The sequence below is a fragment of the Burkholderia cenocepacia genome (genome assembly GCF_014211915.1).
Lineage (GTDB): Bacteria > Pseudomonadota > Gammaproteobacteria > Burkholderiales > Burkholderiaceae > Burkholderia > Burkholderia orbicola.
Genome location: NZ_CP060040.1, coordinates 2,821,658 through 2,846,894, shown reverse-complemented (window position 1 = coordinate 2,846,894; position 25,237 = coordinate 2,821,658). Strand labels below are relative to the sequence as shown.

Sequence of the window (25,237 nt, the reverse complement as noted above, 5' to 3'; positions counted from 1 at the left end):
GAGCCACCTACCCACCCGTTCCGCGATGGCCAACGAAACCCGACCCGATTCCGAGCGCGCCCTCGATATCGTCGCGCTATGCGGCAGCTTGCGCGCGCAGTCGTACAACGCGGCGCTGCTCGATGCAGCCGCACGCGTTGCCCCGCGCGGCATTCGCATCGCCCGCTTCGATCGTCTCGGCGAATTCCCGTTGTTCAATCCCGATGCCGAATACCCGACGCCCGCCGCGGTGCGCGACCTGATCGACCGTCTGAACACGGCCGACGGCGTGCTGATCGCCAGCCCGGAATACGCGCACGGCGTAACGGGCGTGATGAAGAACGCGCTGGACTGGGTCGTGGGATGCGAGGCCGTCGTGTACAAACCGGTCGCGGTATTGAACGCGTCGCCGCGCGCGACGCATGCGGACGCGGCGCTGCGCGAAACGCTGTCGGTGATGTCGGCGCGCATCGTCGAAGATGCTTCGATCGCGTTGCCGATCCTCGGAAGCCGGCTCGACGCGGCGGGCATCGCCGCGCATCCGCCGTTCGCGTCGGCGCTCGTCGATGCATTGCACGCGCTGCGCGCGGCGATCGAAACGTCGGCGTCAGGCAGCTAGGTCCGCCGCGCGCCCGAATGTGCGGCGTGGCGTTATCGCGCCTTCGCGCGCGTCGTCTTTCTCGCCGGCTTCGCCGCCTTCGCACGCGGTGCTTCCTTCTCGGGCTGCGCGCCGCCGGCGAGATCCTCGAGCCATGCGAGCGCGTCGACGTACGACAGGAACTGCTGCAGGTATTCCGGCGACAGCTCGCGCATCGTCGCGAGCGAGCGGTGCACGAGGCTGTTCGAGTTGAGCGGCCCCGCGTTGCGCGGCACCTGGTCGAGCGACTGGCGGTATTGCTGTTCCGTGCGGACTTTCGACCACATCGTGCGGAAGTAGTCGACCAGTTCGGGATCGAGCCCGCGCCGGTCAGCCTGCGCATCACGCGCGAGGCCTTCGACGAGCGCGGCCAGCGCGCCGCGCGCGGGCACGCTCGTCGTGGCTTGCGCCGTCTCGCGCGTGACTTCGGCATCGTCGTCGGCGCGCGCGACGCGCTTCGCAAAGCCGTCGATCAGCGTCGCCAGCCGCGCATCGAGCAACGCGCGTGCCGCGCCGTCGAGCACAGCCGCGCGCCGTTCGAGCGCATCGATCCGATGAAAACCTACCGGGTCGAGTCGATCGGCGCCCTGCTCGCGCCATGCGTCGAGCATCGCGCGAACCTGCGTCGCGTCGACCGTCACTTTGCCTTTCCTCCGTTCGACGCCGACTTGCGCGGCACTGGCGCGATTTCCACGCGGCGGTTCTTCGCGCGGCCTTCATCGTCCGCATTCGAGCTGACCGGCTGTTCGGAACCGAACGCGGCCGCGAACACCGACGACGCCGGCACGCCGGCATCGATCATCGCGCGCGTCACGGTCAGCGCGCGTTTGGCCGACAGTTCCCAGTTGTCCGCGAACAGGCGGTTGCCGGCGTGCACCTGCTGGTCGTCCGCGAAGCCGCTGATCATCAGGATCTCGTCGCGGGTCTTCAAGTACGTGGCGAGCGGGCCGGCCAGCGTCTTCAGCAGGTCACGGCCCGCGGGCTGCAACTGGTCGGAGTTCAGCGCGAACAGCACGTTGCCGCTGATGCCGATGCGCCCGTTCACGAGCGTCACGCGGCCGGCCGCGAGCGGCCCGGCGAGCGCCTGTTCGAGCGACTTGCGCTGCTGCGCTTCAAGCTGGCGCGCGCGCACCGCTTCCTCGAGTTTCGACGTGAGCTGGAGCTGCATGCCGATCACGCCGACGAGGATCAGCACGAACGCGCCGAGCAGCACCGACATCAGGTCGGCGAACGCGGGCCACACCGGCGCCGATGGCGCGCCGCCGTCGATTTCGTCGTGCATGCGTTACGCTCCGACGCTCGCCCGCCGGCCGGCGAGCTGTTGCAAATCCTCGACGATCTGCTTCTGCGACATCACGCTCAGGTCGATCACCTCGCGCGCCTGCGCGACGTAGTACTCGAGCTGTTCGTCGCTGCGCGCGAGCGATTTCTCAAGCGCGGCCTCGATGCGCTGCAGATGCGTCAGCAGCTTGTCGTTCGATTCGCCGAACACCTGCACGGCCATCCCGAACGCATCGCCGAGGCTCGCCACTTCGACGGCGCCGGCCGCGACCTGCGCGGCCACCGAATCGAGCTTGCGCGTTTCGGCATCGACGGTGTCGTTGAAGCGCGCGCCGACGCGGTCGAGCAGATCGGCCGACGTGCTGACGAGCGCGTCGATCGCGGCGCGCTGTTCGGTCGACGCGTGGTTGACCGCGCCGAGCAGCGTCTCCAGCGTCGCGAGCAGGCGGCTGCGTTCCTCCAGCGTCGCGGTGTCGCGCACCATGCTGTCGGACAGGCGCTGGCGCAGCTCGGCGACGACGTCGGCCGCGGCCTTCGGCGCTTCCGATGCGGCCTGCACGAGACGCGCGATTTCGTTGATCGTGTCGCTCGCGTGCACCTGCGCCTGCGCGGTGATGTCGTTCGCGGTGCGGGTCAGCGTGTCGCAGATGTCCTGCTGGCGCGCCGCGGCCTGCGCGCTCGTCTGCGCCCATTCGTCGCGCAGCGCGGCGGCCATCGCGGCGAGCGAATCGTTCCAGGCGGCGAGGCGGGCTTCGTCGCGTGCAGCCAGTTGCGATTGCAGACCGGTGTGCGACTCGCGAATCGTCGACAGCAGATCGTTCGAGCGTTGTTCGAACGTCGACGCCTGTGCGGCGAGGTCGCGCGTCGTTTGCGCGAGTGCGTCGCAGATTTCCTGCTGACGGCCGGCGCTGTGCACGCCCGCGCGCTGCCATTCTTCGCCGAGCTTCGTGGCCAGCGCAGCCAGCGACTCGTTCCACGCCGACAACCGTTCTTCGTCGCGTGCAGCGAGTTGCGATTGGAGGCCCGTGTGCGAATCGCGAATCGTCGACAACAGATCGTTCGAGCGTTGTTCGAACGTCGACGCCTGTGCGACGAGGTCGCGCGTCGTTTGCGCAAGCGCGTCGCAGATTTCCTGCTGACGGCCTGCGCTGTGCACGCCCGCGCGCTGCCATTCTTCGCCGAGCTTCGTGGCCATCGCGGCCAGCGACTCGTTCCACGCCGACAACCGTTCTTCGTCGCGTGCAGCGAGTTGCGATTGGAGGCCCGTGTGCGAATCGCGAATCGTCGACAACAGATCGTTCGAGCGTTGTTCGAACGTCGATGCCTGTGCGACGAGGTCGCGCGTCGTTTGCGCAAGCGCGTCGCAGATTTCCTGCTGACGGCCGGCGCTGTGCACGCCCGCGCGCTGCCATTCTTCGCCGAGCTTCGCGGCCATCGCGGCCAGCGAGTCGTTCCATGCGGACAGGCGTTCTTCGTCGCGCGCCGCCAGTTGCGATTGCAGACCGGTGTGCGACTCGCGGATCGTCGACAACAGATCGGTCGAGCGTTGTTCAAACGTCGACGCCTGTGCAGCGAGGTCACGCGTCGTTTGCGCAAGCGCGTCGCAGATTTCCTGCTGACGGCCCGCGCTATGCGCGCCGGCACGCTGCCATTCGTCGCCGAGCTTCGCGGCCATCGCGGCCAGCGAGTCGTTCCATGCAGCGAGACGTTCTTCGTCGCGCGCCGCCAGTTGCGTCTGCAAACCCGCGTGCGACTCGTGCATCGCGGCGAGCGTCGCGGCCGAATGGCGTTCGAACGTCGCGGCGGCCTCGCCCAGCGCGCGCGCATGCTGGCCGGCCAGCGTCTCGCCGACCTGCTCCTGACGCGCGAGCGCATCGCGCCATGCGTCCGACAGGCGGCCTTCGGTCGACTCGAGGCGCGTCGCGACGCCGTCGAGCAGATCCGACGAACGTTGCGCGAACGTGTCGGTGAACTGGCCAAGCGTCGTCTGCAACTGCTGCGCGACCGCGTCGCCCGCGCGGCGCTGTTCGTCGAGCGCGTGGTTCCAGACAGCCGTCACGTTGCCGGTGGTCTTCTCGAAGCCGTCCGTCAGCCCGTCGAGCTGACGCTGCACCGCGCCCGTCACGGTATCGCGCAGCGCGGCCATCTCCTGCGCGAGCCCCGTCATCGTCGCGGCGACGACCGGCTGCAGCGCGGCGCCGGCCACGCGCGCGCTTTCGGCGGCGCTTTCCTTCAGCGCGTCGCCGACGTTCGACGCCAGGCCCGCATACGCCCGCTCGGTCCGGTCGAAAAATGCCTGCTGGCTTTCGAGCTGACGATCGTGCAACGCGACGCTGCGCGCCTCGAGCGTCGTCATCATCGTCTGCAACCGGTCGACCAGCGCCGGCATCACGTCGGCCTGGCGCTGCAGCAGCCGGAACGATTCGTCGCGCTGGTGCGCGGACGAATGCACGCGCAGCGTCGTCGCGATCTTCGCGTCGAGCTGCTGGGCCGCGTCGATCCGCTCGCGGCGCACGAGCGCGGACAGCAGCCCGAGCATCGCGGACGTCGCCACACCGGCAATCGACGTGCCGAACGCGAACCCGAGCCCCTTCACCGGCGCGATCAGCGACGCGCGGATCGCATCGAGATCGGTCGCGCTCTCGAGCGCGGCGCCCGTGCCCTTCAGCGTGACGACCATCCCGAGCAGCGTGCCGAGCATGCCGAGCAGCACCAGCAGGCCGACGAGGTAAGGCGTGAGCGCCGGGCCCGGCAGCGCGACGCGCGCGCCTTCGACCCGGGCGCGCACCGCGCCGCGCAGGTCCGGATGCAGCGTGTCGAGCCACGGGTCGAGCGTCGCGGGCGGCGCGCCCAGGCCGGCGATCGCGTGCGACAGCGTGGCGGTCGCCTGCCGGTAGCGCAGCAGCTCCCATGCGCCGGCGACGTAGCACGCGCCGATCAGCAGCGTAACGGCCGCCGCCAGCGGGTTCGACGCGACATAGCCGGCACCGATCCAGCCCACTGCGAGCAGACCGGCGACGAAGACAACGAGATCAAGGCGAATTCTGGACATAGCGTGTTGATTAGCAGGTGCGAAGGGCTGCGAGCAGCCCGTCTACCGTTTGAAACCGGACTTCGAGTTCGGCAAGCAGGATGCTGTGCATCTCGTCGCGAAACGTATCGAGCCATGCGCCGGGCACGATCGCCGCGACGGTCGGGGTGTCGGCCGCCGCGCCTTCATCGGCCGGAGCCGATGCGTCGGCGTCGGGCGCAGCGGCGGCCGCGGCTTCGGCTTCGGCCAGCGCCTGCCGCTCCGCTTCGCGCAGCCGCGCGAAGCGCGTGCCGAGCAGCGCGGGTATGGCCGACAGCAGGCTGCGCTCGCGCGCGCCGAGCACGCGCTCCATGATCGTGTCGAGCGTCGCGAGCCGCGCCATCCCGGACGAGCGCGCGGCGAGCGCGACCCGCAGGCGGCCGCGCAACTGGCCGATCGCCGTTTCCATGTCCTGCTGGAGGGTCAGATACCGCTGGCGGAAATCCGCGAAATCGGCCGTATCGGCGGCCGACGGCGGCAGGTCGCCGGGCCGGCGCCGCGCGCGCGGCCGCTGGGTGGCCGTGATCGCCTGCGCGAGGTCGTGGCGCACGCGCGCGCAGTCGCGCTCGGCGTCGTAGCCGCGCACGCCGGCCGCGACACCCGGCGGGCTCGCATTCAACGCGGACGACAGTGTGATCGCGTCGGTCCAGCCGAGCCACTGGCTCAGCCGGTCGGACAGCGTCTGCCGGGATTCCGCGACGTCGGCATCGGCCAGGCGCGCGAGCAGCCGGACGAGCGTCGGACCGCTCAACGCCGGGCGCGGAGATGCTTGCACCATGCTGCAAACCGTCAAAAAAGGCAGCAGTTTACACGTCGTCGGGTGGTCGGCCGCCAGAATCGGGGAAGCGGCGCGGTTCGGCGTGCCGTGCGGCACACGGGAACGCCCGTCGCGCAAGGCTCGGCGGGCGGTGGTGACGAGCGGGAAACACGGGAGGCGGCGGCTGGCGAGCGGCCGCGCCATCGGGAAGTCATGCGTTGTGTGTTTGCAGCGCCGACCCGGCATGAACGATGAAGGGACCGAGCCGCCACGACGGGTGCAGGCATTCCGCAAGCCGCGCCTGACCATGGCCTGACGATGAACCGGTAATCCTGGAATTCGGGATGCCGACGCGCGCTCGGGCGAGCGGCGCGGGCGGTTCCCGCCGCTAACCGGCGGCGGCCAGGGCCGGCCGCCGCCACGTGCTGATAGAGAAAGAGAAGCCCTCAGATCCCCGCTTTCGGCGCATTCAGGATCAGCCGCAGCCCGAGCAGCGTGATCGCGCCGGCCGCGATGCGGTCGACCCACTTCTTCGCGCGCAGGTAGAGTTCGCGCGGCCGGCGCGTCGAGAAGCACAGCGCGACGAGCGTGTACCAGCCGAATTCGACCGCGAACACGAGCGGCGGCAGCGCGAGATAGCACCACAGCGGCGGATGCTGCGGGAGCAGCGCCGCGAAGATGCTGCCGTACCAGATCGCCGTCTTCGGGTTGCTGAGCTGGGTCGTGAGGCCGGTCCAGAACGACTTGCGCGCGCTGCCGCCGGCCATCGCCTGCGGATCGTCCATCGCGATCGGCCGGTCGGCGCCGCGCCAGATCTTCGACGCCATGTAGATCAGGTACACGCCGCCCGCGACCTTGAGGCCCACATACAGCCATTCGACGGCCTGCAGCAGCGTGTAGAGCCCCGCCAGCGCGACGCCGCCGAACACGATGCCGCCGATGCCCATGCCGAGCGCGGTGGCCAGCCCGTCGCGGCGCGACAGCCCGATCGAGTTGCGGGCCACCAGCACGAAGCTCGGGCCCGGAATCATCGCGCCGAGAAACAGCGCAGCGAGGATGGCGAGTACGGCAGCCGATGCGGTCATCGAAGTCTCCTGGGTGAGCGACGCCGCTGCGCCGGCGCCTGCGTGTCGTTTCCGACGGTCGAGCCGCTGATTCTGGCACGCTTCGCGCATGGCCGAAAGCGGCCGTGCGCTGCTATGCTGGCCCTCTTTCCTGTCATCTCGCGCCGCCCATGATCGCGATCCGCACCGCCCGCTATCCCGACGATGCCGCCGCCGTCGAAGCGATCTTTCGCGAGTACGTCGCGAGCCCGACCGTCAGCCTCGCTTTCCAGGACTATGAGCCCGAAATCGCCGCGCTGCCCGGCAAATACGCGGCGCCGCGGGGGCAACTACTGCTCGCGTGGCGCGGCGAGCGCGTGGTCGGCTGCGCGGCGTTCCGCGAAATCGACGCGGTGACCTGCGAGATGAAGCGCGTGTACGTGCGGCCCGAGGCGCGCGGACTGAACGTCGGCCGCCAGCTCGTCGAACGGCTGCTGCGCGACGCGAAGGCGGCCGGTTACGCGCGCATGTGCCTCGACGTGCTGCCCGAATTCGTCGCTGCCCGGCAACTGTATGCGTCGCTCGGCTTCACGCCCGCGCCGCCCGTCGCGTTCAATCCGGTGCCGGGCACGGACTTTCTCGGGCGCGATCTGTAACGCCGCGCGACTCGTCCCCCTTTCCCCCTTTCGACCAGACCGCCCGCCATGCGCGCTCTTCGCCTTTCCGCCCTGCTGCTCCCGCTGCTCGCCGCCCTCTCGTTCAGCGTCCGCGCCGACACCTTGCCGAAATCGATCGCCGCGCAGCTGCCGCCCGGCTACCAGCCGCTGCTCGCGCAAGCCGGCCCCGATGTCGACAACGGACGCCACAGCTTTCTCGTCGTCGTGCATCGCGCGGTCGACACGCGCGACCAACCGTCGCCGCGTCCGCTGCTGATCTACGAGGAACAGGCAGACCACACGTATCGGCTCGCCGCCCGCAACGACCAGGTCGTACTGCGCGCGAACGAGGGCGGCCAGTGCGACCCGTTCGATCCTGAAGATGCGGCCGACAACGGCTTGTCGGTGAAGGGCCGCTATTTCACCGTGCAGAACTTCGTCGCGTGCGGCCAGCACTGGACCGACTACATCACGTTCCGCTACGACCCGCGCACGCACGGCTGGCTGTTTTCGAGCCAGATCGTCACCGAATCGTTTCCGCTCGACGACCAGCCCGACCACGTCACCGTCACGCGCGCCGACGCGCACCGGCCGGTGTCGTTCGGGCAGTGGAAACGCAAGGACTGAAGGCTGCGCACCGCGACGCCCGCGGCGGTGCCGTTTTTCAACGCCACACGACGCGCCGCCCCCGCTCGCGGCACCCGGCCAACAGGTCTACCATAGGCGCTCGTCGCCCGCGCGACCGCCGGCACGGCATGCGGCTTGCGCCTGCCCCTTTCCTCGTTGCCCCCGCACAGGAGGACGTCATGACGCAACACTTCGATGCGATCGTCATCGGCACCGGCCAGGCCGGGCCGCCGCTCGCCGCGCGGCTCGCCGGCGCGGGCATGAAAGTCGCGATCGTCGAGCGCGGCCGCTTCGGCGGCACCTGCGTGAACACCGGCTGCATCCCCACCAAGACGCTGATCGCGAGCGCGTACGCCGCGCAGCTCGCACGGCGCGCCAGCGAATACGGCGTGTCGGTCGGCGGCCCCGTCACCGTCGACATGAAAGCCGTGAAGGCGCGCAAGGACCAGATTTCCGGCCGCTCGAACCACGGCGTCGAGCAATGGGTGCGCGGCCTCGACAACACGACCGTCTTTCAGGGTCATGCCCGGTTCGAACGCGCGAACGCGGTGCGCGTGGGCGACGACGTGCTCGAAGCCGAACGCATCTTCATCAACGTCGGCGGACGCGCGCAGGTGCCTGCGATGCCGGGCCTCGACTCGGTGCCGTACCTGACCAACTCGACGATGATGGACGTCGACTTCCTGCCCGATCACCTGGTGATCGTCGGCGGCAGCTACGTCGGGCTCGAATTCGGTCAGATGTACCGCCGCTTCGGCTCGCAGGTCACGATCGTCGAGAAAGGCCCGCGCCTGATCCGCCGCGAGGACGAAGACGTGTCGCAGGCCGTGCGCGAGATCCTCGAAAAGGAAGGCATCGACGTGCAACTCGACGCGAACTGCCTGAGTGCGCGCCGCGACGGCGACGGCATCGTGGTCGGCCTCGACTGCGCGGGCGGCGGCCGCGAGGTCGCGGGCTCGCACCTGCTGCTCGCGGTCGGGCGCGTGCCGAACACCGACGATCTCGGGCTCGACCGCGCGGGCGTCGCTACCGACGCGCGCGGCTACATCACCGTCGACGAGCAGTTGCGCACCAACGTGCCCGGCATCTGGGCGCTCGGCGACTGCAACGGACGCGGCGCGTTCACGCACACCGCGTACAACGACTACGAGATCGTCGCGGCCAATCTGCTCGACGACGATCCGCGCAAGGTGTCCGACCGCATCATGGCCTACGCGATGTACATCGATCCGCCGCTCGGCCGCGTCGGCATGACGCTCGCGGAAGCGAAGCAGACGGGCCGCCGGCTGCTGGTCGGCACGCGCCCGATGACCCGCGTCGGCCGGGCGGTCGAGAAAGGCGAAAGCCAGGGCTTCATGAAGGTGATCGTCGATGCGGACAGCCACGCGATCCTCGGCGCGTCGATCCTCGGCGTGACCGGCGACGAAGTCGTGCACGGGATACTCGACGTGATGACCGCCGGCGCGCCGTACACGACGATCAGCCGCGCGATGCATATCCACCCGACCGTGTCCGAGCTGGTGCCGACGCTGCTGCAGGATCTGCATCCGGTCGAATGACGCATGGCAGGCGGGCGGCCGCGCATCCGGTTCCATCGGTGTGCGAAGATGGCCGCTCGCCACGCCATCCGGGAACGCCATGGACCGCCTGCAAACGATGCAGATCTACGTACAGATCGTCGAATGCGGCAACTTCACGCAGGCCGCCGACGCGCTGCAGCTGCATCGGCCGGCCGTCACGAAAGCCGTGCAGCAGCTCGAACAGGAGCCCGGCGTCCGGCTGCTGAACCGCAGCACGCGCCGCGTCAGCGTGACGGCCGAAGGCGAGGCGTTTCATGCGCGCTGCGTGCAACTGCTCGCCGGCATCGACGATGCGTTCGCATCGTTCCCCAAGCAGCGCGCAGTGCCGAAAGGCCGGCTGCGGATCGACATTGCGCTCGCGCTCGCGAAGACGATCGTGATTCCGGCGCTACCCGACTTCCAGCAGCGCTATCCGCAGATCGAAGTCGTGCTCGGCGCGAGCGACCAGCCGTTGTCCGAGCCGCCCCCATGGCGAGCGGCACGCGCCGCTCGTCAGCTTTCGAAATACCGCGGCCGGTCGATGTCGGCCAGCAACCCCGGCTGCGTCGGCGCCCAGCCGAGCGATGCCCGCGTGCGCTCGCTGGTTGCGGGCGCATCCATCCCCGCAAACATCGCGAACCAGCCGAAGTGCTCGCCGGCCTCCGCCGCCGACTTCGCGACGACCGGCACGTTCAGCCGCCGGCCGATCACCTCGGCGATCGCGCGAAACGGCACGCCCGTATCGTCGACCGCGTGATAGCGCGCGCCGGCCGCGCCGCGCTCGATCGCGAGCCGGTACACGCGCGCCGCGTCGAGCCGGTGCACGGCCGGCCAGCGGTTCGCACCGTCACCGATGTACGCCGCCACCCCTTTCTCCCTCGCGAACGCAATCAGGCGCGGCACGAACGCATGATCGCCGTCGCCGTGCACGGACGGCGGCAGCCGGACGACCGACGCGTGCACGCCGCGCGCTTCGAGCGCGACCGCCGTCGCTTCGGACGCACGCGGATAGTTCGCCGACACCGGCACGTGCGGATCGTCCTCCGTCGCCGCGCGGCCTGGCGCGACGAGCGCCAGGCCCGACGTGACGATCAGCGGCCGCGCCGAGCCGACGAGCGCCGCGCCGATCGTCTCGATCGCGCGGCGGTCGAGTTCGCAGTTCTGCGCGAAGCGCGAGAAGTCGTGATTGAATCCCGTATGGATCACCGCATCGGCGGCTTCGGCGCCGCGCGTGAGGCTGTCGAGATCCTCGAGCGACCCGCGATGAACGTCGGCGCCGGCCGCGGCAATCGACGCCGCGGCCGCGTCGGACCGCGCCAGCCCGAGCACCGAGTGCCCGGCGGCCACGAGCTCGGCCACGACGGCCGAGCCGACGAATCCCGATGCTCCCGTAACAAAGACACGCATGTTCAGCACCTCCGGATGAAATGGAGGCTTACTATCTGTCGAGCGCCGCTCGCGGTGAAGTCGTGACGGTTTACTGGTAAACGAACTAACAGGATATGGCTGACGCCCCCGACAACCTGCTCGGCGCGTACCTGCGGGACCGCCGCGAAAAACTCGACCCGGTCGCGCTCGGGCTGCCGGCGACGCGCCGCCGCACGCCGGGCCTGCGGCGCGAGGAAGTCGCGCAGCGCGCGCACGTGAGCGCCGCGTGGTACACGTGGCTCGAACAGGGGCGCGGCGGCGCGCCGTCGGCCGACGTGCTCGACCGGCTCGCCCGCGCGCTGATGCTCAACGAGGCCGAACGCGAGCACCTGTTCCTGATCGGCGTCGGCCATCCGCCCGAGGTGCGCTATCACGCGCCGGCCGGCGTGACGCCGCGCCTGCAGCACGTGCTCGATTCGCTCGACGCGAGCCCCGCGATCATCCGCACCGCGACGTGGGACGTCGCCGCTTGGAACGACGCGGCGGCCGCGACGCTGACCGACTATGCGACGCTGCCGCCGGCCGCGCGCAACATCCTGCGGCTGATCTTCGTCGACGCGGGCGTGCGTTACGCGCAGCCGAACTGGGAGCGTGTCGCGCGATTCGCGGTCGGCGCGTTTCGTGCGGACATCGCGCGCAGTGGCGCGACGCAGGCGGTGCAGGCGTTCGTCGACGAGATGCGCGCGACGAGCGCCGAATTCGACGCGATGTGGCGCGACCACGATATCCGTACACACGACGAAGGCACGAAGGAGATCCGCCATCCGCAAGCCGGCCGGATCGCGCTCGAATATTCGGCGTTCTCGGTCACCGGCAGCCCGGACCTGAGCCTCGTGATCTTCACGCCGGTGACGCCGGCCGATCGCGCGCGGATCCGGGAACTCGTCGCGGCCCGCGAACAGGCGCGCGCGGCGCAGGCGCCGGCTGTATGACCTTACGCGGCTTTCCCGGGAGCCTGATTCAGGACGACACGTATCAGCGGATCACGAGGCAGACCTCGTCGTTCGGTATCCACCGCTGACGAACGCGGGCGGAATACGCAAAGGGGCGTCGCGCACGAATGCGCGACGCCCCTTTGTTCGTTTACGGAAAAGCGCCGGCTACGCGGCACGCTGCAGCAGATCCGTGGCGAACGACTTCGCGTGCGCGACGGCTTCCTGCGCGTCGCCGAATACGCCGAGTTCATCCCAGTGCTCTTCGGCCGCATAGGTGCCTTTCACGGCGAGCGCCCGCTGGACGCTCAACTGCGCCGCGTATCGGCCGTCGTCCAGCGGCCGGGCCGTCGCGACCACCTTGTGCGGCGGGCTCGCCCGCTCCGGCTGAACCAGCTCGACAGGGCCGCTGAGCGTGCCGATATTCATCAACTCGTTTCTGGTGTTGCAGTCCGGGCAGTAGAAGCACCAGCCGGCGCCCTCCTGATGGTGCCTGACCTGCCCGCGAGCCAGCACGGCACGACATTCAACGTTTTCGCAGATGAACGGCATCGCAGTCTCCGGAGTTGTTTGACGGAAATCCTAGCATGTCCGCCGGCGGTCAACCATCGGCATCCGCATGATTGCCGTGCTGACAGTTTCGGCTGGTTACGGAGGCCCGGTCAGGCAAGCGTCGGCGCCTTTCGCTGCGCTGCAAAATCGGCGCTTTTTCCCGCATCGGGAAGCCGCCTGCACGACCGCGACGGTCGCCGGTTGGCAAGCGACGAAGCGGCTGCCCGACATCACCCGGGATAAACTGTCGGCCCGATATCGAACCGAGAGAAGCGTCATGTTGATCCGCGTTGCGACCCTGGCCGATGCCGTCCCGCTTGCCGAATTGAAGCGCGATACGTTTCGCGAAACCTTTCTGCAGGACGGATTCGGCATCGACTACCCGCCGCACGATCTGGCCGAATACGAAGCCCGGACTTACTCGGTGGCAGCGATCACCGGACAGCTCACCGACCCGCAGTGCCGCACGTGGGTAGCAGAAGGCGACGACGGCACGCTGGTCGGATATGCGCACGCGGGGCCGTGCAAGCTTCCGCATCCGGACGTGGCGGACGGCTCGGGGGAGATCCATCAGATCTACCTTCGACGCGGCACGCAAGGTACCGGCGCCGGACGGGCGTTGTTCGACACCGCGCTCGCGTATCTCGCCGCGACGCGCCCCGGCCCGGTATGGCTGGGCGTGTGGTCAGGCAATGCGAAGGCCATCGCGTTCTACGAGAAGGCGGGCTTCAAGCGGGTCGGTACGTACGATTTCAAGGTCGGCGAATCGACCGATCTGGAGTTCATCTATCGTCGCTGAGCGTCGCTTTCCGTCGGCATCGCATCAGCGCGGCGCAAACGAATACAGTCGATCGAAGGCGGCGTAAACGACGTTTTTCCCTCGTTTCCAGTCAAACGACACAATTCGAGGGTTCCCGGTAAAATTCGCCATTCCGGGGTTCTCGATCAATTGCTTCGTCATGCATCGCATTGGATTTTTCGTTTGCCGCGGCTACGACGCGCTCGATCTGGGCGGCCCGTTGTCGGCCTTCAATCAGGTGGCCACTGCCGCCGGCCATACGCCCTACGATCTTCACGTCGTCTCGCCGTTCGGCGGCCCGATTCCCGGCAATACCGGCCTTTCGATCGACACGAAGCCGGTCGGACGGCGCGCGTTCGACACCATCGTGTTCGTCGGCGGCGATATCGCCCCGATGCAGACCTCGGAAAACATTGCCGCGGCCAGCAAGCTGGCCGCCAAGGCGTCGCGAGTGGCCAGCGTGTGTACGGGTGCATTTCTGCTGGCGGAAACCGGTTCGCTCGACGGTTTGAGAGCCGCGACGCACTGGCGATACGCCGCGCAGTTGCAGTCGCGCTTCCCTCGCACGCGGGTCGACGGCGACAGTATCTATGTGGTCGATGGCCGCGTCTGGACATCGGCAGGCATCGCCTCCGGCATCGACCTGGCGCTCGGCATGATCGAACGGGACATGAGCGCGGAGATCGCGCGCGAGGTCTCGCGGCTGCTGGTCGTGCCGTATCGGCGACCCGGCGGGCAATCGCAATTCTCGGCGATGTCGCAGATGGAGCCGGAATCGGATCGCATCCGCATCGCACTGAATTTCGCCCGCGAGCACCTGGCCGAAGCGTTGCCGGTTGAACGGCTCGCCGATGCAGCGAGCTTGAGCGTGCGACAGTTCGGGCGCGCATTTCGCCGGGAAACCGGTGAAACGCCGGCGAGGGCGGTCGAGCGCTTGCGCGTCGAAGCGGCGAGACTGCGCCTGCAGGGCGGCAGCGAACCGATCGAACAGATTGCGCTGGCAGTGGGATTCACCGATCCGGAGCGGATGCGCCGAGCCTTCATCAAGCTGCTCGGACACCCGCCGCAAGCGATTCGGCGCGAGAGCAGGTCGAACGCAGCGCGCTGATCGAACGCCTGCCGATTACAACGCCCTGCGTGGTCGACGTCTCGCTAACGGATGATGGGCGCGCGCGTAGCGTGATTACGCAACGCGCCATTTCGCCGGACGTCGACGACCGTCAGTCCTTGACGGGCGGGTAAGCGTTCCACATGTCGCGATGCAGCTTCCACGTGCCGCCCTGCTTCAGGAAGACGAGCGTCTGCTTCGCGCGAATCTTGAGCTTTCCGTCACCGTCGCGAACCTCCACATCCGATACCTCCGTCACGACCCGGTCGTTACCGTAGAACTCGTCATTGCTGAACGAAACGGTGCCGGGCTTCGATCCAGCATACCCGCTGGTGAAGTACTCGGTGATCGCGCGGCGCCCGGTGACCTTGTCGCCGCCCGGCGGCAAGAGCGTGCCGTCGTCGGTATAGAGGCGGCCGATCGCGTCGTAGTCCCCTCGCGCAAAGGCATCCGCCCACCGTGCGTTTTCGGCCTTGATCGCCGCTTCCGGCAGGCGTTGCGCACCACCGGCGACAGCCGGCGCCGCGAGTGCAAAAAAGGACACGCACGCTGCAAGCGCGGCCGTACAAAGATGAATCCGTCGCATCGTATGATTTCCGAATCGGGTTTAAATTGAAGAGGCGGCGACCCTGTACGCGTCGCCGGCCAGCGTGTCAGCGGACGCCGGGAACGCGCGCGAGTCCCTTCGATGCGCCGGGCAGTTTCTTGTCGACCATCGCGACGAGTTCGGGCCGCGCCTCTCTCGGATGACCCGAGTGGAACGGCGGATAGGGATCGTATTCGACGACGAGCTGCGTGTATTCGGCAGCCTGCCGGCCGCGCAGCTTCGCCGCCACGCGCAGCGCGAAATCGATGCCCGCCGTCACGCCGCCGCCGCTCATGAAGCGGCCGTCGTCGTCTTCGACGAAGCGATCGGGAACGGGAATCGCGCCGTACTCGGCCAGCTTGTTGACGAACGCCCAATGGCAGGCGCTGCGCTTGCCATCGAGCACGCCCGTCGCGGCGAGCACGAGCGAGCCGTTGCACACCGACGTCACGTGTTTGGCGCTCTCCGCCAGACGCCGGATCTGCGCCTGATACGCCGGACGCATCGGCGCCGACAAATCGGACCCGCCTGGCACGAGGATCAAGTCGGTCCGGTCGATATCGGCCAGCCGTTCGGTCTTCCCGTACACCACGCCGAATTCGAGCGTCACGTTGCCGCCGTCGAGGCTCGCGTAGCGAACGTTCGTATTCGGCAGCCGGTGGAAAATCTCGCTCGGGCCCGCGAAGTCGAGCAGCGTGCCGCCGTCGTAATTGACGATCAGGATGTTGAGCGGCTCGTTTGGCGCAAGCAGTCCTGCGCTGCCCGTCGGTGCCGGCGCAGGCGCGGCGTGCCCGAGCAACGCGCCGCCGCCCAGCACGGCGCCGAGGGTGGCGGCGCTGCCGAACTTCAGGGCATCGCGGCGCGAACGGCCTGCCCGCGTGAGTTGCCCGCCCGGGGCATGATTGTCGCTACTGTCGGTCAAGATGATTGCTCCTTGCACTTCGGCCCATGGGCGAGCGCGACCACGCCGGGCCGGATCGAATAACCGCCACCGCGAACGGGGTGGCGGACGTCAAATCGGTATGGGGATGAGCCGGGATGGCGTGCCGGCCCAGGAAGCGTGACGCGCAGGCTCAAAGCTGCGACGCCCCGCCATCGACCACCAGCTCGGTGCCGACGACGAACGACGATTCGTCGCTGGCGAGATAGAGCGCCGCGTACGCGATGTCGTCGGCGTGGCCCATGCGACCCACCGGAATCGTTTCGGCGAATTCGGCCTTGCGGTCGCGCACCCATTCGTCGGGCTTGCCCCACTTCGAGAGCAGCGGCGTATCGATCGCGCCGGGCGCGATCGCGTTGAAGCGGATTTTCCGGTCAAGAAATTCGTACGACCAGCTGCGGGCCAGCGAACGCACGGCGGCCTTCGCCGCGGCGGTCAGCGAGATGCCGTGCTTGCCGGTCTGCGCGACGAACGAGGTATTGAGGATCACCGACGAACCTTCGCGCAAGTACGGCAGCGCCGCTTGAAGCGTGAACACCACGCCCTTGACGTTGACGTCCATGATGTCGTCGTAGAGCGTGTCGTCGATGTCGTTGACGGCGGACGGGAACGCCCAGCCGGCATTGGCGAATACCACGTCGAGACCGCCCAACCTGTCGTTAACCTCGCCGGCAATCGCCCGCATGTCGTCGAGCGACCGCACATCGCCCTTGAGCACGACCGCCTGCTCGCCGAGTTCCGCCTTCACGCGCTCGAATACGCGTTCGTCGCGCCCCGTCACTGCGACGCGCGCGCCTTCTGCAACGAACAGCTTCGCGGTGGCCAGACCGATGCCGCTGGTACCGCCCGTGATCAACGCCGATTTGCTCTTGAGTCGCATCTTCCGTTCCTTTTCATGTCGTGGTTGACCAGGCCGGATAGGCGACGCGTCATCGCGTTTGCATGCGGGTTCCGGCTTGATCGTTCATGTGTAGTATGGAACGGGACGCAAATGACTCAAAGGTCGTATAACCCTCGAAAAACGCCATTCGCGGTGCGCAGGCGGCACCGCTAAAAAACAAAAGCGCGCAGGTCCGCCGGACCCTGCGCGCCTCGATCGAACGTAAATGACTTGCGCAAGCAAGCCGATGAAACGGCAACGCGTGACGCGCGCTAGATGGTTTTCCCCGATAACCCGTGCATCGGCCGCCGCAACGCGGCGTCGAACGGATTCGTGCGCGGGCCGATCGCGTCGGCCTGGCGCCGCAGCAGTTCGACTACCATCGGCATCCGGTCGTCGCCGAGCCGCGACGCGAGCGTGCCGACGCTCAGCGCGCCGACCGGATAACCGGTGCGATCGAGGATCGGCACCGCGACGCCGGCCATCCCGTCGAGCACGCCGCTGTTGCGGCCCGCGTAGCCGAGTTGTCGCACGCGTTCGATCTCGGTGCGCAAATACACCTCGTCGAGCACGCCGTAGCCGCGGATGCGCGGCACGTTGAAGCGGATCACCTCCTCGCGTTCGGCCTCGGGCAGGAACGCGAGGATCGCGAGGCTGCCCTGCCCGACGCCGAGCGCGATGCGGCCGCCGATGTCGCCGGTAAACGAGCGGATCGGGAACGGCCCTTCGCACAGGTCGAGACACACCGCGTCGAAGCCGCTCTTCACGAGCAGGAAGATGGTTTCGCCGAGGCTCGCGCACAGCCGCAGCAGCGCGGGTCGGCACAGCGTGCGCATGCTGCTCGGGTTGCCGGCCAGCGCGGCGAGCGCGAAGAAGTCGACGCTCAGCCGGTACAGCTTCGACTGCTCGTCCTGTTCGACCATCCCTTCGGCGATCAGCGATTGCAGGATCCGGTGCGCGGTGCCCTGCGTGAGGCCGACGGCCTTCGCGAGATGCGTGACGCGCACGCCGTCCTGCTGCATGCCGGCCAGCGCGCGCAGGATCGCGAACGCACGCTGCAGCATGCCGGTGCCGGGCGCGCCGGCCGCATCGGCCGAATCAGCCGGGACAGCGTCCTCGTCCGGGTGCGGCATGCGCTCAGCCGACGACGTTCCGGGCAAATGGGGTTCCTGCATGCCGGCTCTCCTCGACGATTTCACTGAACGGAATACGGTAGCCGCCATTGTCGTCCGGCCGAAAATCCGCAGGCATCCGGGTGTGCACGGGATTGACGCGCTCATTTCGCGGGTTGGCCGCCCCTCATCCAGCGGAACGATTCGCACGCGATTTTCCTGTTCGTTCCATTCAATGGAATTTTTCAGAAATTCATCCCGTTCAGCAGAATTCCAAATTGACGCGCCGAAATATGGCTGGCTAGAGTCCGCGTCATCGGCGCACCGGCCAGGCGGTGCGCGAACCCGGAGCTCCCCATGTCGTTTCTCACGCTTACGGATCTGACGAAAACCTTCGGCGAGCTCACCGCCGTCGCGGACGTCAACCTGTCGGTCGAACAAGGCGAATTCGTGTCGCTGCTCGGGCCGTCCGGCTGCGGCAAGACGACCACGCTGCAGATGATCGCCGGCTTCGTCGACGTCACGCGCGGCCGCATCGCGCTCGACGGGCAGGACATCACGCACCTGAAGCCGAACCGCCGCGGGCTCGGCATCGTGTTCCAGAGCTATGCGCTGTTTCCGCACATGAGCGTCGCGGAGAACGTCGGCTTCGGCCTCGACATGCGCGGCGTCGACAAGGCCGAGCGCGCGGAGCGCATCCGCGCGGCGCTGGCGCTCGTGCGGCTCGATGCGCTCGCGCACCGCTTTCCGCGCGAGCTGTCGGGCGGCCAACGGCAGCGCGTGGCGATCGCGCGCGCGGTGGTGATCGAGCCGCCTGTGCTGCTGCTCGACGAGCCGATGTCGAACCTCGACGCGAAGCTGCGCGAGGACATGCAGTTCGAGTTGCGCGCAATCCAGCGCAAGATCGGCACGACGACGATCATGGTCACGCACGATCAGTCGGAAGCGCTGTCGATCAGCGACCGCGTGGTCGTGATGGAAGCCGGCCGCATCACGCAGACCGATACGCCGTACCGCGCGTACGAACGCCCGGAGAATCATTTCGTGTCGCAGTTCATCGGCAAGGCGAACCTGCTGCCCGGCACGATCGTCGCGCACGACGGCGACGCGATCCGCATCGATCTCGGGCACGATCTCGCCGAGACCGGCCGCACGGCGCACCTGCCGCCACGCGAACGCGACATGCACGTGGGCGATGCGGTGTCGGTCTGCATCCGCCCCGAGAAGCTCCGGCTGTGCGCGCCCGACGCCGGCCGTTTCGCCGCGACCGTCACGAGCCGCTTCTTCCTCGGTAGCCAGTGGCTGTACCGCGTCGACAGCGCGCTCGGCGAAGTGCTCGTGTGCTGCCAGAACGAAGGCACGGAGCCGCTCGCGGAAGGTGCGCCGGTCGGCATCGACTGGCACAGCGACGCCGTGCGCGTGATGCGCCGGGAGGCCTGAATGGGACAGCCTTCCCGCCCGCTCTCGACCGACGGCGCGCCAGCCGGGCTCGCGGCCGCCCCGGCCGCCGCCGACGCAATGTCGCCGCGCGCCGTCGGCGGCAACGCGCCGCGCGCGCGTTGGCGCGCGTACGCGCCGCTGTGGCTGATGTGCGCGCCGGCCTTCGCGCTGTTCGCCGCGCTCGTGCTCGTGCCGCTCGCGATGACGTTCGTGCTGACGTTCTACCGCTTCGACCCGGCCACCGGCCCGATCGCCGCGTTCCAGTTCGGCAACTACGCGGAAGTGCTCGGCTCGTCGTACTTCCACACGATCTTCGCGCGCACGTTCGGCATCGCCGCGCTGACGACCGCGATCTGCGTCGCGATCGGCACGCCGGAAGCGTACGTGCTGTCGAAGATGCGCGACCCGTGGCGTTCGTTGTTCCTGCTCGCGATCCTCGCGCCGCTGCTCGTGTCGGTGGTCGTGCGCGCGTTCGGCTGGAGCATGCTGCTGAACACCAGCGGCCTCGTGAACCAGGCGCTCGCGCTCGTCGGCCTCGGGCCGTACAAGCTCGAATACACGACGTTCGCGATCGTGATCGCGCTGGTGCACGTGATGCTGCCGTTCATGGTGATTCCGGTGTGGACCGCGCTGCAGCGGCTCGATCCGCAGACGGAACACGCGGCGCTGTCGCTCGGCGCATCGCCGTTCACGACGCTGCGCCGCATCGTCGTGCCGCAACTGATGCCGGGCGTGCTGTCGGGCAGCCTGATGGTGTTCGGGCTGTCGGCGAGCGCGTTCGCGATTCCGGGCCTGCTCGGCGGACGGCGATTGAAGGTCGCGGCCACGGCCGTCTACGACGAATTCCTCGGCTCGCTGAACTGGCCGCTCGGCGCGACGATCGCCGTGCTGCTGCTCGCCGCGAACCTCGTCGTGATGCTCACTTACTACCGCGTGCTCGAACGCCGCTACGCGCGCAGCCTCGGAGGCGCATCGCGATGAGAAAGAACGGCCCCTTTGCGCTGGCCTTCCACACGCTCGTGATCCTGTTCGTGCTCGCGCCGCTCGCGATCGTCGTGCTGGTCGCGTTCACGCCCGACGAAACGCTGACGCTGCCGACCCATGGCGTATCGCTGCGCTGGTTCCGCGCGATCCTCGACTATCCCGACTTCGTCACCGCATTCGTCAACAGCGTGAAGCTCGCGTTCGCGTCGGCGACGCTGTCGCTCGCGATCGCGTTGCCGGCCGGCCTCGCGATCGGCCGCGCGACGTTCCCCGGCCGCGCATTCCTGAACGGGCTGCTGCTGTCGCCGCTCGTGATTCCCGGCCTCGTGCTCGGCATCGCGCTGCTGCGCTTCTTCGCGCTGATCGGCGCAACCGGCTCGTTCGCGTGGCTCGTGCTCGCGCACATGATCGTCATCACGCCGTTCGTGATGCGGCTCGTGCTCGCGTCCGTTGCCGGCCTCGACCGCAGCATCGAGCAGGCCGCGTGCTCGCTCGGCGCGGACCCATGGACGACCTTCCGCCGCATCACGCTGCCGATGATCGTGCCGGGCATCACCGGCGGCTGGCTGCTCGCGTTCATCAACAGCTTCGACGAGCTGACGATGTCGATCTTCGTCACGTCGCCGCAGACGGTCACGCTGCCCGTGCGCATGTACATGTATGCGACCGAATCGATCGACCCGATGATGGCGTCGGTGTCGGCGCTCGTCATCTTCATCACCGCCGGCGCGATGCTGCTGCTCGATCGCGTGTACGGCCTGAACCGCATCCTGATCGGCCAACATTGATGACGACTCCCGTTTCCCTTTCCACCGACGTCGCGGACGACGGCGCGCAGTTCGTGCGGGTCGCCGAACGCGAGCGCGCCGCCGTCGCGTTCACGCTCGACGGCCGCCCCGCGCACGCGCTTGCCGGCGACACCGTGCTCACCGCGATCCTCGTCGCGCAGCGTCGCGTGCGCGTCAGCGAATTCGGCGGTCAGCCGCGCGCGGGGTTCTGCCTGATCGGCGCCTGCCAGGACTGCTGGGTGCGCACCGAAGCCGGCGCACGCATGCGCGCATGCTCGACGCCGATCGCCGAAGGCATGCGGATTCTCACGACCGCCCGGCCGGCCGCGACCGGAGACGCATCGTGAGCGCCGCACTGCAACCGGTGATCGTCGGCGCGGGGCCGGCCGGCGTGCGCGCGGCCGAGGCGCTGGTCGACGCCGGGCTGCGCCCGGTCGTGATCGACGAGAACGCGCGCTGGGGCGGACAGATCTATCGTCAGCCGCCGGCCAACGCCGCGTTCGTGCGCGGCAAGCGCACGCTGTACGGCTTCGAGGCCGCGAAGGCCGACGCGGTGCACCGGACGATGGCCACGCTGCTGCCGCACGTCGACTATCGGCCGAACACGCTTGCGTGGTCATGCGGCGCGGGCCGCGTCGACACGTTGCAGGACGGCCGCGAAGTGACGGTACCGTACTCGCACCTGATCGTCGCGAGCGGCGCGACCGACCGCATGCTGCCCGTGCCCGGCTGGACGCTCGCGGGCGTCTATACGCTCGGCGGCGCGCAGGTCGCGCTGAAGGCGCAGGGCTGCGCGATCGGCCGATGCATCGTGTTCGCGGGCACGGGGCCGCTGCTTTACCTCGTCGCCTACCAGTATGCGAAGGCGGGCGCGCACGTCGCGGCCGTGCTCGACACGAGCCCGCTGCGCCGCCAGGCCGGCGCAGCGCCCGCGCTGCTGCGCATGCCGTCGATCTTCGCGAAAGGGCTCTATTACCACGGCTGGCTGCGCGCGCATGGCGTCGCGATCGAAACGGGCGTCACGCTCGAGCGCGTGCTCGGCGATCAACATGTGACGGGGCTCGCATGGCGCGCCGCCGGCGACTCGGCGCAGCCCGCGCCGCCGCGCGTGCTCGATTGCGATGCGCTCGGCCTCGGCTTCGGCCTGCGTTCCGAAACGCAGCTTGCCGATCTCGCCGGCTGCCGGTTCGGCTTCGACCCGCTCAACCGCGCGTGGCTGCCCGAACGCGACGCGGCCGGGCGCACGTCGGTGCGCGGCCTCTACGTCGCCGGCGACGGCGCGGGCATCGCGGGCGCCGACGCGGCCGAAGCGTCGGGCCGGCGTGCGGCGCTCGCGCTGCTCGACGATGCCGGCATCGCATCGCGCTCGCCGTCCGGCCAACCCGACGCGGCGGCGCTCGAACGCACGCTCGCGCGCATCGGCGCATTCCGCGCGGGCCTCGAAGCCGCGTTCGCGCCGCCGGCCGAACAGGCTGCCCGCTGCCCCGACGACACGATCGTGTGCCGCTGCGAAGAGATCGACGCGGGCACGCTGCGCCGCTGCGTGCGCGACGGCGCGGCGACCGAATTGAACCGGCTGAAGGCGCTGACCCGCGTCGGCATGGGCCGCTGCCAGGGCCGCATGTGCGGCGATGCGGCCGCTCTCGTGCTGGCCGCCGAAACCGGCCGGCCGCTCGCCGACGTCGGCCGGTTGCGTGCGCAACCACCCGTGAAGCCGTTCCCGATCTCGGCCGCGCTCGCGGGCGACGACGTCGCGGCGATTCCCGACGAGGCACGCGATGAGTGAGATCCGGCATTACGACGTCGCGATCGTCGGCGGCGGCCTCGTCGGCGCGTCGGCCGCGCTCGCGCTCACGCGCCGCGGGCTGCGCGTCGGGCTGTTCGAACGGCGCGACTGCGGCGCGCAGGCGAGCGGCGTGAACTACGGCGGCGTGCGCTGCCAGGGCCGGCCGGTCGAGCAATTACCGCTCGCACTGCGGGCGCGGCGCATCTGGGATCGCCTGCCCGAGCTGATCCGCATCGATGGCGAATTCGTCGTGTCCGGCCACTTGCGACTCGCACGCAGCGACGCCGATCTCGATGCGCTCGACGCGTACGCCGTGCTCGCCGGCGAACACGGCTTGCCGCTGCAGGTGATGCGCGGCGACGCGTTCCGCCGCCGCTACCCGTGGCTCGGCCGCGCGGCGCTCGGCGGCTCGCTGTGCGAGACCGACGGCCATGCGAACCCGCGCATCGTGTCGCCCGCGTTCGCGCGCGCGGCCCGCACGGCGGGCGCGGACGTGTTCGAGCACACGCCCGTCGACGCGGTCCATCACGACGGCACGCGTTTTCACTTGCAGGCGGGTGGCCGCGCGCGCACCGCGACGTGGCTGATCAATTCGGCGGGCGCATGGGCGAACACGATCGCCGAACGCTTCGGCGAGGCCGTACCGATGGAGCCGATCTACCCGAACATGTGGGTGACCGAGCCGCTGCCGCCGTTCATCGCGCACAACCTCGGCGTGTATGGCGGCGGCGTGTACGCGCGGCAGGTCGCGCGCGGCAACTGCGTGATCGGCGGCGGCCGGGGCCGCGGCGACGGCGAGTTCGGCCAGCCGTCGGTCGATACGACGCGCGCGGTGATGCGCGATGCGTGCGCGCTGTTGCCCGCGCTGCGCGACGCACTGCTGATCCGCACGTGGAGCGGCGTCGAGGGCTGCACACCCGACCACAACCCGATCATCGGCGCGAGCCGCACCACGCCGAATCTGCTGCATGCGTTCGGCTTTTCCGGCGGCGGCTTCCTGCTCGCGCCGGGCGTCGGCGACGTGCTCGCCGATCTCATCACCACCGGCGAAACCGCGACGCCACTCGATGCATTCTCGATCGGCCGCTTCTTCCCGCAAGCCGTGCCGACCGCCCCTTTCCGTCAAGAGGAAACCCAAAGATGAAACTGCTCGGAACGATCGCGGCGGCCGCCGCCCTCTGCATCGCAGGCGCCGGCGCGCCCGCGTTCGCGCAAACGAAGACGATCTACGTCGGCATGAACGGCGGGCCGATGGAGAAGGCCTATACGAGCCAGGTGCTGCCCGACTTCGAGAAGGCGAACAACGTCAAGGTGGTGATCGTGCCCGGCACGTCGTCGGACGTGCTCGCGAAGCTGCTCGCGAACCGCAACAAGCCGCAGATCCACGTCGCGTTCCTCGACGACGGCGTGATGGCGCGCGCGGTGAGCCTCGGCGTGTGCCAGAAGCTCGACGATTCGCCGGTGCTCAAGGAGCTGTACCCGTTCGCGCGGATGAAGGACGACGTCGGCGCGGGCGTGCAGCTCGGGATGACCGGCATCGCGTACAACAAGAAGCTGTTCGCCGAGAAAGGCTGGGCGCCGCCGACCTCGTGGATGGATTTCGCCGATCCGAAATACAAGGGCAAGGTCGTGTTCCAGTCGGCGTCGAGCAGCACGTTCGGGCTGCACGGCTTCCTCGCGATCAACCGGCTGCTCGGCGGCAACGAGCAGAACGTCGAGCCCGGCTTCGGCAAGTGGGCGAGCACGGTCGGGCCGAACGTCGTCGAGTACATCCCGAACTCGGCGAAGATCTCCGAGATGGTGCAGACCGGCGAGGCCGGCCTGTTCCCGCTCACGCCGACCGGCGTCGGCGACCTTCAGGACAAGGGCATCCCCGTCGCGTATGCGAACCCGAAGGAAGGCCCGGTGCTGCTGCTCGTCGACCTGTGCGTGGTCGCGAACAATCCCGATCCGCAACTCGCGCAGAAGCTCGCGCAGTTCCTGCTGTCCGCGCCCGCGCAGACAAAGGCGGCCGAGGCCGGCAAGCAGATTCCGACCAACCGCCTCGCGAAGATGCCGGCCCCGATGCAGCAGAGCCTCGGCAACGTCGACGACCTGGTGCGCAAGGTGACGGTGGTCGACTGGACCGCGATCAATGCGCGCCGCGCGCAGTGGGATACGCGGTGGAACCGGCAGATCGAGCGGTGACGGGCCCGGCGCGCGCTGGCACGGCCACGCGCGCCCCGACCATCATTTGCGGGAGTGATGACACTCCCCTTTTTCTGCGGATTTGACCGGGGCCGGCGGGGCCGAC

General features: G+C 68.9%; 26 protein-coding genes and 1 pseudogene. 16 read left to right on the top strand and 11 right to left on the bottom strand.

All coding sequences use genetic code 11. The annotated features are described in order from the left end of the window. The first annotated feature begins 25 nt into the window (after window positions 1-25). Window positions 26-598, top strand: a complete 573-nt coding sequence (locus tag SY91_RS29195) for an NADPH-dependent FMN reductase (protein ID WP_023477983.1) — start codon at window positions 26-28, stop codon at window positions 596-598. Between the two features lie 32 nt (window positions 599-630). On the opposite strand, the gene SY91_RS29190 is transcribed toward SY91_RS29195, so the two are convergent. Genes SY91_RS29190 through SY91_RS29175 form a run of 4 tightly spaced genes read right to left on the bottom strand, consistent with a single transcriptional unit; the run spans window position 631 to window position 5,745 of the window. Next, window positions 631-1,257, bottom strand: coding sequence for a DUF2894 domain-containing protein (locus SY91_RS29190; protein WP_006479647.1), 627 nt, complete (start codon window positions 1,255-1,257; stop codon window positions 631-633). Further along, window positions 1,254-1,898: an OmpA family protein gene (locus SY91_RS29185; RefSeq protein WP_006479648.1), complete on the bottom strand. Its 645-nt coding sequence runs from the start codon at window positions 1,896-1,898 to the stop codon at window positions 1,254-1,256. The genes SY91_RS29190 and SY91_RS29185 overlap by 4 nt, the downstream gene beginning before the upstream one ends. Before the next feature lie 3 nt (window positions 1,899-1,901). After that, window positions 1,902-4,949 (bottom strand): DUF802 domain-containing protein, encoded by a 3,048-nt coding sequence (locus SY91_RS29180; protein ID WP_185921267.1) that lies wholly within the window; start codon window positions 4,947-4,949, stop codon window positions 1,902-1,904. Window positions 4,950-4,959: 10 nt separating this feature from the next. Beyond that, window positions 4,960-5,745 (bottom strand): DUF3348 domain-containing protein, encoded by a 786-nt coding sequence (locus SY91_RS29175; RefSeq protein WP_185921266.1) that lies wholly within the window; start codon window positions 5,743-5,745, stop codon window positions 4,960-4,962. Here SY91_RS29175 and SY91_RS29170 point away from each other — a divergent pair. After that, window positions 5,744-6,040: a hypothetical protein gene (locus SY91_RS29170; protein ID WP_185921265.1), complete on the top strand. Its 297-nt coding sequence runs from the start codon at window positions 5,744-5,746 to the stop codon at window positions 6,038-6,040. The genes SY91_RS29175 and SY91_RS29170 overlap by 2 nt on opposite strands. A 130-nt stretch (window positions 6,041-6,170) precedes the next feature. Here SY91_RS29170 and SY91_RS29165 read toward each other — a convergent pair whose 3' ends face one another. Beyond that, the gene (locus SY91_RS29165) at window positions 6,171-6,809 is read right to left on the bottom strand and encodes a LysE family translocator (protein ID WP_011548348.1); all 639 of its coding nucleotides are present in this window, start codon (window positions 6,807-6,809) and stop codon (window positions 6,171-6,173) included. Window positions 6,810-6,958: 149 nt separating this feature from the next. Between SY91_RS29165 and SY91_RS29160 the strand changes: the two genes are divergently transcribed. From SY91_RS29160 to SY91_RS35540, 4 genes and pseudogenes are all read left to right on the top strand, one after another. After that, window positions 6,959-7,423: a GNAT family N-acetyltransferase gene (locus tag SY91_RS29160; protein WP_023477790.1), complete on the top strand. Its 465-nt coding sequence runs from the start codon at window positions 6,959-6,961 to the stop codon at window positions 7,421-7,423. Between the two features lie 48 nt (window positions 7,424-7,471). Continuing rightward, a complete protein-coding gene (locus SY91_RS29155) occupies window positions 7,472-8,050 on the top strand; it encodes a hypothetical protein (protein WP_006479653.1) in 579 nt (192 codons plus the stop codon). A 179-nt stretch (window positions 8,051-8,229) separates the two neighbouring features. Further along, window positions 8,230-9,609: an FAD-containing oxidoreductase gene (locus SY91_RS29150; protein ID WP_006479654.1), complete on the top strand. Its 1,380-nt coding sequence runs from the start codon at window positions 8,230-8,232 to the stop codon at window positions 9,607-9,609. A gap of 79 nt (window positions 9,610-9,688) precedes the next feature. Further along, window positions 9,689-10,081: pseudogene (locus SY91_RS35540) on the top strand (LysR family transcriptional regulator); the annotation flags it as partial. A gap of 41 nt (window positions 10,082-10,122) precedes the next feature. Here SY91_RS35540 and SY91_RS29140 read toward each other — a convergent pair. Next, window positions 10,123-11,016, bottom strand: a complete 894-nt coding sequence (locus SY91_RS29140) for an SDR family oxidoreductase (protein ID WP_023477792.1) — start codon at window positions 11,014-11,016, stop codon at window positions 10,123-10,125. Window positions 11,017-11,111: 95 nt separating this feature from the next. Here SY91_RS29140 and SY91_RS29135 point away from each other — a divergent pair, with 95 nt between their 5' ends. After that, window positions 11,112-11,969 (top strand): helix-turn-helix transcriptional regulator, encoded by an 858-nt coding sequence (locus SY91_RS29135; protein ID WP_023477793.1) that lies wholly within the window; start codon window positions 11,112-11,114, stop codon window positions 11,967-11,969. A gap of 168 nt (window positions 11,970-12,137) precedes the next feature. On the opposite strand, the gene SY91_RS29130 is transcribed toward SY91_RS29135, so the two are convergent. Beyond that, complete coding sequence (locus tag SY91_RS29130) at window positions 12,138-12,521, bottom strand: hypothetical protein (protein WP_006493487.1); 384 nt, start codon at window positions 12,519-12,521, stop codon at window positions 12,138-12,140. A 67-nt stretch (window positions 12,522-12,588) separates the two neighbouring features. Between SY91_RS29130 and SY91_RS29125 the strand changes: the two genes are divergently transcribed. Both SY91_RS29125 and SY91_RS29120 read left to right on the top strand, forming a co-directional pair. Then, a complete protein-coding gene (locus SY91_RS29125) occupies window positions 12,589-13,320 on the top strand; it encodes a GNAT family N-acetyltransferase (protein ID WP_023477794.1) in 732 nt (243 codons plus the stop codon). A 160-nt stretch (window positions 13,321-13,480) separates the two neighbouring features. Continuing rightward, window positions 13,481-14,428 (top strand): GlxA family transcriptional regulator, encoded by a 948-nt coding sequence (locus SY91_RS29120; protein ID WP_006479659.1) that lies wholly within the window; start codon window positions 13,481-13,483, stop codon window positions 14,426-14,428. 112 nt (window positions 14,429-14,540) lie between these two features. On the opposite strand, the gene SY91_RS29115 is transcribed toward SY91_RS29120, so the two are convergent. The 4 genes from SY91_RS29115 to SY91_RS29100 all read right to left on the bottom strand — a co-directional run bounded on the left by SY91_RS29115 (window position 14,541) and on the right by SY91_RS29100 (window position 18,009). After that, window positions 14,541-15,014 (bottom strand): YybH family protein, encoded by a 474-nt coding sequence (locus SY91_RS29115; RefSeq protein ID WP_006479660.1) that lies wholly within the window; start codon window positions 15,012-15,014, stop codon window positions 14,541-14,543. 67 nt (window positions 15,015-15,081) lie between these two features. Further along, window positions 15,082-15,936: a DJ-1/PfpI family protein gene (locus SY91_RS29110; RefSeq protein ID WP_023477796.1), complete on the bottom strand. Its 855-nt coding sequence runs from the start codon at window positions 15,934-15,936 to the stop codon at window positions 15,082-15,084. Between the two features lie 151 nt (window positions 15,937-16,087). Continuing rightward, entirely contained in the window at window positions 16,088-16,834 is a 747-nt protein-coding gene (locus tag SY91_RS29105) for an SDR family oxidoreductase (RefSeq protein ID WP_023477797.1), read from the bottom strand. 272 nt (window positions 16,835-17,106) lie between these two features. Next, window positions 17,107-18,009, bottom strand: coding sequence for an IclR family transcriptional regulator (locus tag SY91_RS29100; protein ID WP_006479663.1), 903 nt, complete (start codon window positions 18,007-18,009; stop codon window positions 17,107-17,109). Window positions 18,010-18,303: 294 nt separating this feature from the next. Between SY91_RS29100 and SY91_RS29095 the strand changes: the two genes are divergently transcribed. The 7 genes from SY91_RS29095 to SY91_RS29065 are packed head-to-tail and all read left to right on the top strand — an operon-like array spanning window position 18,304 to window position 25,131. Then, a complete protein-coding gene (locus SY91_RS29095) occupies window positions 18,304-19,386 on the top strand; it encodes an ABC transporter ATP-binding protein (RefSeq protein WP_006479664.1) in 1,083 nt (360 codons plus the stop codon). Continuing rightward, window positions 19,387-20,367 carry an ABC transporter permease gene (locus SY91_RS29090; RefSeq protein ID WP_023477800.1) on the top strand — a complete coding sequence of 327 codons (981 nt, stop codon included), beginning with the start codon at window positions 19,387-19,389 and terminating at the stop codon, window positions 20,365-20,367. Then, entirely contained in the window at window positions 20,364-21,158 is a 795-nt protein-coding gene (locus SY91_RS29085; protein ID WP_006479666.1) for an ABC transporter permease, read from the top strand. The genes SY91_RS29090 and SY91_RS29085 overlap by 4 nt, the downstream gene beginning before the upstream one ends. Then, on the top strand, window positions 21,158-21,505 hold the full coding sequence (locus SY91_RS29080; RefSeq protein WP_023477801.1) for a (2Fe-2S)-binding protein: 348 nt from the start codon (window positions 21,158-21,160) through the stop codon (window positions 21,503-21,505). Before SY91_RS29085 ends, SY91_RS29080 begins: the two co-directional genes overlap by 1 nt. Next, entirely contained in the window at window positions 21,502-22,944 is a 1,443-nt protein-coding gene (locus SY91_RS29075; protein ID WP_185921264.1) for an NAD(P)/FAD-dependent oxidoreductase, read from the top strand. The genes SY91_RS29080 and SY91_RS29075 overlap by 4 nt, the downstream gene beginning before the upstream one ends. Then, on the top strand, window positions 22,937-24,088 hold the full coding sequence (locus SY91_RS29070) for an NAD(P)/FAD-dependent oxidoreductase (RefSeq protein WP_023476072.1): 1,152 nt from the start codon (window positions 22,937-22,939) through the stop codon (window positions 24,086-24,088). The genes SY91_RS29075 and SY91_RS29070 overlap by 8 nt, the downstream gene beginning before the upstream one ends. Beyond that, a complete protein-coding gene (locus SY91_RS29065) occupies window positions 24,085-25,131 on the top strand; it encodes an ABC transporter substrate-binding protein (RefSeq protein ID WP_011548368.1) in 1,047 nt (348 codons plus the stop codon). The genes SY91_RS29070 and SY91_RS29065 overlap by 4 nt, the downstream gene beginning before the upstream one ends. The last annotated feature ends 106 nt before the right edge of the window (window positions 25,132-25,237 follow it).

Bases quoted from the DNA above. Each gene is read 5' to 3' on its own strand.
- SY91_RS29140 (WP_023477792.1), bottom strand. From the start codon at position 11,016: ATGCGTGTCTTTGTTACGGGAGCATCGGGATTCGTCGGCTCGGCCGTC.
- SY91_RS29195 (WP_023477983.1), top strand. From the start codon at position 26: ATGGCCAACGAAACCCGACCCGATTCCGAGCGCGCCCTCGATATCGTC.
- SY91_RS29155 (WP_006479653.1), top strand. From the start codon at position 7,472: ATGCGCGCTCTTCGCCTTTCCGCCCTGCTGCTCCCGCTGCTCGCCGCC.
- SY91_RS29165 (WP_011548348.1), bottom strand. From the start codon at position 6,809: ATGACCGCATCGGCTGCCGTACTCGCCATCCTCGCTGCGCTGTTTCTC.
- SY91_RS29105 (WP_023477797.1), bottom strand. From the start codon at position 16,834: ATGCGACTCAAGAGCAAATCGGCGTTGATCACGGGCGGTACCAGCGGC.
- SY91_RS29065 (WP_011548368.1), top strand. From the start codon at position 24,085: ATGAAACTGCTCGGAACGATCGCGGCGGCCGCCGCCCTCTGCATCGCA.
- SY91_RS29130 (WP_006493487.1), bottom strand. From the start codon at position 12,521: ATGCCGTTCATCTGCGAAAACGTTGAATGTCGTGCCGTGCTGGCTCGC.
- SY91_RS29115 (WP_006479660.1), bottom strand. From the start codon at position 15,014: ATGCGACGGATTCATCTTTGTACGGCCGCGCTTGCAGCGTGCGTGTCC.
- SY91_RS29175 (WP_185921266.1), bottom strand. From the start codon at position 5,745: ATGGTGCAAGCATCTCCGCGCCCGGCGTTGAGCGGTCCGACGCTCGTC.
- SY91_RS29185 (WP_006479648.1), bottom strand. From the start codon at position 1,898: ATGCACGACGAAATCGACGGCGGCGCGCCATCGGCGCCGGTGTGGCCC.
- SY91_RS29090 (WP_023477800.1), top strand. From the start codon at position 19,387: ATGGGACAGCCTTCCCGCCCGCTCTCGACCGACGGCGCGCCAGCCGGG.
- SY91_RS29180 (WP_185921267.1), bottom strand. From the start codon at position 4,949: ATGTCCAGAATTCGCCTTGATCTCGTTGTCTTCGTCGCCGGTCTGCTC.
- SY91_RS29120 (WP_006479659.1), top strand. From the start codon at position 13,481: ATGCATCGCATTGGATTTTTCGTTTGCCGCGGCTACGACGCGCTCGAT.
- SY91_RS29085 (WP_006479666.1), top strand. From the start codon at position 20,364: ATGAGAAAGAACGGCCCCTTTGCGCTGGCCTTCCACACGCTCGTGATC.
- SY91_RS29150 (WP_006479654.1), top strand. From the start codon at position 8,230: ATGACGCAACACTTCGATGCGATCGTCATCGGCACCGGCCAGGCCGGG.
- SY91_RS29080 (WP_023477801.1), top strand. From the start codon at position 21,158: ATGACGACTCCCGTTTCCCTTTCCACCGACGTCGCGGACGACGGCGCG.
- SY91_RS29070 (WP_023476072.1), top strand. From the start codon at position 22,937: ATGAGTGAGATCCGGCATTACGACGTCGCGATCGTCGGCGGCGGCCTC.
- SY91_RS29170 (WP_185921265.1), top strand. From the start codon at position 5,744: ATGCTGCAAACCGTCAAAAAAGGCAGCAGTTTACACGTCGTCGGGTGG.
- SY91_RS29135 (WP_023477793.1), top strand. From the start codon at position 11,112: ATGGCTGACGCCCCCGACAACCTGCTCGGCGCGTACCTGCGGGACCGC.
- SY91_RS29100 (WP_006479663.1), bottom strand. From the start codon at position 18,009: ATGCAGGAACCCCATTTGCCCGGAACGTCGTCGGCTGAGCGCATGCCG.
- SY91_RS29125 (WP_023477794.1), top strand. From the start codon at position 12,589: ATGATTGCCGTGCTGACAGTTTCGGCTGGTTACGGAGGCCCGGTCAGG.
- SY91_RS29160 (WP_023477790.1), top strand. From the start codon at position 6,959: ATGATCGCGATCCGCACCGCCCGCTATCCCGACGATGCCGCCGCCGTC.
- SY91_RS29095 (WP_006479664.1), top strand. From the start codon at position 18,304: ATGTCGTTTCTCACGCTTACGGATCTGACGAAAACCTTCGGCGAGCTC.